We start from the raw sequence: 3,808 nt of genomic DNA on the forward strand, positions 1-3,808 counted from the left end.
ATAATATATCTACTTATTCTTTCCTCATATAATAAAATATGAAGAAACAGTATATTTGCGTTGGAGGGATAGCACATGTTCACTGATTACACTCTGGTATTGCCGGCCTTTACGATTGGGCCGGATGCGTATGAAGCGATTGGCCGCATTACGAAGCCTTTTGGGAAAAAGGTCGTTGTTATTGGCGGGAAGACGGCCTTGTCCAAGGCTGAAAAGCCCCTGCTCGATGCTGTTGCCAAAACGGATCTGAACGTACTTGGCGTATTGTGGTACGGTGATGATGCCACGTATGAACGGGTAGATGCACTGCTGGCAGAAGAAGCCGTGCAGAATGCGGATATTATTTTTGGTGTCGGCGGCGGCCGGGCTATTGATACGTGCAAAGTCGTTGCGGATAAGGCGGGCAAGCCGTTGTTTGCCTTTCCTACGGTTGCGTCCAACTGTGCACCGTCTACAACTATTGCTGTTATGTATAATGCAGACAAGTCTTTTGCCGGCTACTATTATCTGCCCCAGCCGCCAGTTCATACGTTTATTAATATGAATATCGTAGCTGATTCCCCTTTTGAACTGTTCTGGGCCGGTATTGGCGATGCCATGAGCAAGGAATGCGAAAGCGAGCTGGCCAGCCGGAACGCTGAGATTTTCCATACCGTTCTGCTGGGCCGGGCTCTGGGAAAAGTCTGCACAGCACCGCTCCTGGAATATGGCGAGCAGGCCCTGGCTGATTTCAAGGCCGGCAAACTCTCCTATGAACTGCAGCAGGTCGTCCTGGATATTATCATCAGCACTGGTCTGGTATCGAACTGCACGACTGGCGACCAGGCCGTATACTATTACAATTCGTCTGTTGCTCATCTGTTTTATAATTCATCTACTGTGCTGCCGCAGGTTGTTGAACATCATCTGCATGGGGAAATCGTTTCCTTCGGCGTTCTCGTACTGCTGACATATGACAAGCAGTTTGAACTCCGTAATCGCATTGTTGCTTTTTATAAAAAGGCAGGCTATCCCGTTCAGTTAGCAGACCTGGATATTAAAGCAGATGAACTCGATGCTGTTGTCGACAAGGCTCCGTCTATTACGGAATGGAAATGTGTACCGACGCCGCTGACCAAAGAAGCGTTTAAGCAGGCTATTCTGGATGCCGATGCCTTTGGCCGTTCCTTATAATTTCATACAGACTGGATGGCAGCTGTGGAACTTCCGGATTCTGGCAACAGGTCCGGAAGTTTTTTCAGCTGTGCGGCAGATACAGGCGGTGTAACAGTCCAACACGAAGTATGGTATAATAATATAAACTATTACCGTGACAAACTGTATTGCCAGGTTCGGAACTAAGATATGATATAATAATATTCACAGATACACAGAACTTCTATTATATGTGTAGTTGCAGAGAATGAAGGAGGGATTGCATGGATACGGTACTGGAACAGGTTATTGCCGATGTTCCGTCCATAGATATTGATGCGGCCGGAGAGTGTTATAAGCGCCTTGCCAGCCTGCCTGTCAGACAGGATGGACGGCTTATGTATTTTGCCGGCCGTATTGCCGGCGTGCTGGGAACGCTGCAGCCAGACATACTGAAAAAGGCTGTCGTCATTTTTGCGGCAGATCATGCTGTTGACGGCGGAGAAAATCAGACGAAAGGCGAACGAAGCCGGGAACAGGCGCTGCAGATTGCTGCCGGCCGGGGACATATCAATAAAGTGGCACACCAGGTAGGCGCCGGCGTGCTGCTCCTGGATATGGGGCTGGAACAGGATATTGCCGAATCGACAGGCGTCCAGGTGCTGAAAGTCATGAAAGGCAGTCATTTCTGGGCCAAGGGGCCGGCTATGACTGAAGATGAAATGATGGATGCCATGTTCAGCGGCCTGCAGATTGGTGAAAGTCTGGCTGATGAAGGCTATCAGGCTGTGGGCCTGGGAAATCTTGGAGAACGGGCACTTCTTACGGCATTTATCCTTACAGCCGCCTTTTTGCGCAGCCGCATTCATGAAATGCCTGCCATCAAGGGCCGGGAACGGCTGGAGCAGATAATGGCGCGGCTCGACTCCCTGCACGTGCATACAGACGATCCTCTGGATGTGCTGCGCTGTGTTGGCGCTCCCGATATTGCTGCCATGACCGGGTTTATTCTGGCAGCAGCACGGCGGCGGATGCTGATTGTTTTTGACAATGCCGTCACTGGCGCAGCCGTTCTCGTCGCCCGGGCGCTGTGCCCGCGTATTGACGATTATATCGTGCCGTCGGCAAAATATGCGGAACCAGTGCATCAGCTGCAGATGAATATGCTGGGGCTGAAAGCCTTTTTCGAGACTACTGCCGATGTAGATCAGGGGATGGGCTCCGTAATCGGCCTGTCTTTGCTGGATGCGGCTGTGGACATGATGAATCGGGAATTGAAGTGAGGAGGGCGTAAGGATGAAAACGCTGTATTTGGACTGCTTTTCCGGAATCAGCGGCAACATGTTTGTCGGCATGCTGCTGCAGAGCGGTGTATCCTTTGAACGTTTTTCCGCTGCCATGGCGTCTCTGGGTCTTACGGGTTATTCCCTGGTATGCCGGCCTGTTGTGAAAGCAGGTATTCAGGCCCTGTACTATAACGTGCTCCTCGATGAAGAAGGGCATGGACACCAGCACGGCCATGACCATCATCATGACCAGGAACATCATGGCCACAGAAACCTGCAGGATATTACGGAGATTATCGAAAAGGCACCGCTCGAAAATGAGGTCAAGGAACGAAGCCTGGCTGTATTTTCCCAGCTGGCACAGGCAGAGGCAAAAGTCCATGGCATACCTGTTGCATCTGTTCATTTCCATGAAGTAGGGGCTGTAGACTGTATCTTGGATATTGTTGGTACTGCCTGGGCCTTGAAAGAACTGGGCATTGAACAGATCGGCGCTTCGCCGCTTCATGTAGGAAGCGGTTTTGTGCGTTGTGCCCATGGCCTCATGCCCGTGCCGGCACCGGCGACGGCAGAGCTGCTGACAGGAATACCGTACTATGCTGCCGATATACGGGGAGAACTGGTGACGCCTACAGGAGCTGCTCTGGTTAAGACCCTGGCAGCGTATATTGGCCCGCGGCCTAAAGAGTTCGTACATCATGGGACTGCATACGGTGCAGGAACGAAAGATCTGGAAATACCCAATGTGCTTCGCGGATTTATTGGTGAGGCTCCGCACTGGTAGAGAATAGACACACCACGGCTGTACAGAAACTGATACAAAAAAGTATTAGTTTCTGTACGGAAAGGTGTTGACATATGCGGCGCTGCGTGATATTATAATTAAGCGTTCCGACGAAAACGGTTAACACAGAAAAAGAAATGAAAAAAGTGTTGACATACATCGGACGATGTGATAAAATGATTTTCGTCGCTGGACATGACAGACATGCGGAAGTAGCTCAGTGGTAGAGCATCACCTTGCCAAGGTGGGGGTCGCGAGTTCGAGTCTCGTTTTCCGCTCCACATTCCTTTTTAGGAAGATTGTTCCTCAATAGCTCAGTTGGTAGAGCAATCGGCTGTTAACCGATTTGTCGTAGGTTCGAGTCCTACTTGAGGAGCCAATACAGGGGTATCGCCAAGCGGTAAGGCAACGGACTCTGACTCCGTCATCGTTGGTTCGAATCCAGCTACCCCTGCCAAATTTTTGATTCACTAGCTCAGTTGGTAGAGCACCTGACTTTTAATCAGGGTGTCCCGGGTTCGAATCCCGGGTGGATCACCAATATTTATGCATGGCCCCTTGGTCAAGTGGTCTAAGACACCGCCCTTTCACGGCGAGAACATGG

3 protein-coding genes and 4 tRNA genes are annotated in these 3,808 nt (G+C 50.6%); all 7 read left to right on the forward strand.

Going from position 1 to position 3,808, the window contains the following annotated elements; genetic code table 11:
* Positions 1–75 precede the first annotated feature (75 nt).
* The 7 genes from Q3886_RS09080 (at position 76) to Q3886_RS09110 (ending at position 3,744) form a co-directional block, all read left to right on the forward strand.
* On the forward strand, positions 76–1,173 hold the full coding sequence (locus Q3886_RS09080) for an iron-containing alcohol dehydrogenase family protein (RefSeq protein ID WP_301861098.1): 1,098 nt from the start codon (positions 76–78) through the stop codon (positions 1,171–1,173).
* Positions 1,174–1,418: 245 nt separating this feature from the next.
* A complete protein-coding gene (locus Q3886_RS09085) occupies positions 1,419–2,417 on the forward strand; it encodes a nicotinate-nucleotide--dimethylbenzimidazole phosphoribosyltransferase (RefSeq protein ID WP_301861099.1) in 999 nt (332 codons plus the stop codon).
* 13 nt (positions 2,418–2,430) lie between these two features.
* The gene (larC, locus tag Q3886_RS09090; protein ID WP_301861100.1) at positions 2,431–3,204 is read left to right on the forward strand and encodes a nickel pincer cofactor biosynthesis protein LarC; all 774 of its coding nucleotides are present in this window, start codon (positions 2,431–2,433) and stop codon (positions 3,202–3,204) included.
* A 206-nt stretch (positions 3,205–3,410) separates the two neighbouring features.
* Positions 3,411–3,485: transfer RNA gene (locus Q3886_RS09095), tRNA-Gly, on the forward strand.
* Between the two features lie 22 nt (positions 3,486–3,507).
* Positions 3,508–3,583, forward strand: a tRNA-Asn gene (locus Q3886_RS09100).
* Positions 3,584–3,587: 4 nt separating this feature from the next.
* Positions 3,588–3,661 (forward strand) — tRNA-Gln (locus tag Q3886_RS09105).
* A 7-nt stretch (positions 3,662–3,668) separates the two neighbouring features.
* Positions 3,669–3,744 (forward strand) — tRNA-Lys (locus Q3886_RS09110).
* The last annotated feature ends 64 nt before the right edge of the window (positions 3,745–3,808 follow it).

The sequence above is a fragment of the uncultured Megasphaera sp. genome, assembly GCF_958350005.1.
In the GTDB taxonomy this organism is placed as follows: domain Bacteria; phylum Bacillota; class Negativicutes; order Veillonellales; family Megasphaeraceae; genus Megasphaera.